A 703-nucleotide genomic window follows, 5' to 3' on the forward strand; every position below is an offset into this window, starting at 1 on the left:
GGTCATCAGGGGCTGCGGGTCGAACGGGGCGCGGGGGTCGTGCCGCAGGCGCCGGGCGTAGTCGGCCACGGCGGCGAGGGCGTCGGCCAGCGCGTCGCGCTGAGCACCCCAGCGGCGGATCGGGACGAGCACGACGAGGGCCGCCTGGACGACACCGCCCGCCGCGATCATCCCGGCGTGGCCGGCCGCGGCCGGGATCGAGGTGGGCAGGGTGACGGTGACCAGCATGATCGCCACGTTCGAGGAGGCGATGATTCCGGCGGTGGGGCCGACGGCCCAGGCGAGACCGGCCGTGAACGTCCACAGGGCGAGCAGCGCCAGGAAGAACGGGGAGTGGGCGCCGACGAGATAGCCGAGGAAGGTGGAGACGGCGAGGCTGGCGCCGGAGGCGAGCGCCAGCACCGGGCGGGGGCGCCAGCTGCGCTGAAAGGTGGCGATGGCGGCCTGGAACGCGCCGAACGCCGAACTCACGGCGGCCGTGGGGCCAAGGGCGACGAGGCTGAAACCGACCACGAGGGCGACTCCGGCGGCGCCGCGCAGCGCGACGGCGGGTTCGAGCCGCCGCCGCTCGACGCTCAGCCCCGAACGCCCGGCCTCCTTCAACGCGGGGAGCCAGCCCATACCCAGAGCGTATCGGGGGACCTTGCTTGACCTCGGCTTCGGCCTCGGCCTCGCGGCCTCGGTTGCCTGGGTCTCCCGGGGG

The 703-nt window shown here is 75.1% G+C and carries 1 protein-coding gene; it reads right to left on the reverse strand.

The features are described from left to right. The coding region (locus ACJA3G_RS38065; RefSeq protein ID WP_406557557.1) for an FUSC family membrane protein at positions 1–621 on the reverse strand (621 nt) is incomplete at its 3' end. Positions 622–703: the final 82 nt, after the last annotated feature.

The sequence above is a fragment of the Streptomyces sp. YS-3 genome (genome assembly GCF_045257485.1).
GTDB lineage: Bacteria > Actinomycetota > Actinomycetes > Streptomycetales > Streptomycetaceae > Streptomyces.